The sequence below is a fragment of the uncultured Campylobacter sp. genome (assembly GCF_938031315.1).
In the GTDB taxonomy this organism is placed as follows: domain Bacteria; phylum Campylobacterota; class Campylobacteria; order Campylobacterales; family Campylobacteraceae; genus Campylobacter_B.
The window spans coordinates 1-2,129 of the sequence record NZ_CALHHT010000472.1; the positions used below are offsets into that span (position 1 = coordinate 1).

Annotated in this window: 2 protein-coding genes; one reads left to right on the forward strand and one right to left on the reverse strand. The window is 41.1% G+C overall.

The window, feature by feature from the left end; genetic code table 11:
- Positions 1-1,596: TonB-dependent siderophore receptor (locus Q0236_RS11735; protein WP_297918234.1), on the forward strand; the 1,596-nt coding region annotated here is incomplete at its 5' end.
- 251 nt (positions 1,597-1,847) lie between these two features.
- Here the strand turns inward: Q0236_RS11735 and Q0236_RS11740 are convergent.
- Positions 1,848-2,090, reverse strand: a complete 243-nt coding sequence (locus tag Q0236_RS11740) for a molybdopterin biosynthesis protein MoeB (protein WP_297918236.1) — start codon at positions 2,088-2,090, stop codon at positions 1,848-1,850.
- Positions 2,091-2,129: the final 39 nt, after the last annotated feature.

Genomic DNA, 2,129 nt, shown 5'->3' on the forward strand with positions numbered 1-2,129 from the left:
CCAAATACTATGGGCGGCGCGATAAATTTGATCACTAAAAAGCCTAGCAAAGAGCTAGAAGGCGAGATCGGTTATGGAGTTGAAAGCGGCAAAAGCGGCAAAACCATCGGCAACAACGTAGATTTCAGCGTTGGTACTAAACAAAATTTATTCTACACGCAAGTAAGCGGAAGCTTTTTTGAAGACAGAGGACAGCAGCTTTCATCCAAATTTCGTATCCCCGTAAATAATGACGAAAACGGCGGCAGACGCGATAACTCTATCCAAAGAGACAAAAAAATCGGAGTTAAAGTAGGTATTACGCCTAATGAAACCGACGAATACGCCATCAGCTACATAAATCAAACGGGCAGAAAGCAAGCCCCTCGTTATGCGGGTCGCTACTTGGATTGGAGCAGGTATTGGGATTGGCCTATGTGGGATAAAGAGAGTATCTACTTCCTCTCGCATACGCAAATTATAGATAGCTTATACGTAAATACGAAGGCGTATTATGATAAATTTAAAAACGATCTGCGATCATTTGACGACAAAACCTACACTACCCAAAATAGAAGATATGCGTTCAATAGCCATTATAGAGATCACTCTTATGGCTTCGGCGCAGAGGTAGGCGGAGATGTTAGCGATCAAGATACACTAAAATTTGCGACGAATTATAAATTTGACGAGCACAAGGAGCATAATGACGGCGAGCCGATCCAAACGACCCAGGATACCATGTACAACTTCGCTTTGGAAAACACATATAAATTTAACGATTATAACAAACTAATTTTAGGCGTAGATTATGATATTAGAGATCCGAAAAAGGCCGAAAAATACGGCCCTATTCTAGCTAATAGACCGCATTTTTATAGCTTTCCCGATCTGAAGAGAGAAAAAGCTTTCAACTACCAAGCGGCCTATAAGCATAGCTTCGACGGCAACGACGAGCTTAGCCTAAGCTACGCAAAGAAAACCTATTTTCCGAGTATGAAAGACAGATATAGCGAGAGATTCGGCCGAATCTTTGCAAATCCGGAACTTCGTCCCGAGATAGCAAACCACTACGAAATAGACTATCAAAGAATTTTTGGAGAAACACTAAAGCTTGAAACGGCAGTGTTTTATTCAAAGGTTAAAGATGCATTCGGGCTTAGAAAAGAGACGCGAAACGGCGATACTAGAGATATGATCGTAAATATCAACCGATCTACTCACAAGGGCTTTGAGTTCAGCACGGGATATTTTGCGACGAAAGACCTTGAGATAGGCGGCAACTACTCGTATCTTATTGTTAAGGACAATAGCAATGACGCCAGAGTGTATGATCTACCGAAACATAAGGCTTTCTTATACGTAGATTATAAAATCACGCCTAAGCTATCTGCTTATGTGTCGCAATATATCTCATCCGGCAAATACGTCTTATCCAGTGAAGAGACTAGGCTGGCGGGATTTGGCGTTACAAATTTAAAATTTACGTACGAGCCGATCGAAAACTTAAGCGTGGAAGCGGGCGTATCGAATTTGTTTGATAAAAACTACGAATACGACGAGGGCTATCCTGAGGAGGGCCGCGTATTTTTCTCAAACATCAGATATAAATTTTAATTCAGGTTTAGACGGCGGCATTTTGCCTTTTCATTGAACTCCGAAGGCGAGCGGTTTTGAGCCTCATTTCAGACCGCCCGCCCCTTTTAAATTTAAACTCTAAATTTTAAAAATCTAAATTTATGCCCAACGATTTAAAATTTATCATTCTAAAATACGGTCGTAAATTTTAAAATATCAATTTGGCTGTAATTTGAAATTGGCAAACCCGCGTAGATTTATTACAGTTTTAAAAATTTATAAAATTTCAATCAAATTTTTCCATTCAAAAATTTATTCGCAGCTTCCGTACAGGCAAGCATCGCGCAGGTAAAGCTCTCCGCGCTCCAGCGCCTAAAAGCGCAGTCGTAGCAGCTGATTTCGCCGCCGCACGCCATCTCCTCTTCATCGTTATCTAGCTTAAATTTGGCGCAGTTTTCGGCGGTTTCGCGCGCTTTTTCGTAGCTGGATTTGCCAAATCTAAACTCGCCTTTTTCGTTAAAATTTGAACGCATCAAAACCCCCGAAGCTCCTTTACGCTTAAGTTTCTAAAG

Bases quoted from the DNA above. Each gene is read 5' to 3' on its own strand.
- Q0236_RS11740 (WP_297918236.1), bottom strand. From the start codon at position 2,090: ATGCGTTCAAATTTTAACGAAAAAGGCGAGTTTAGATTTGGCAAATCC.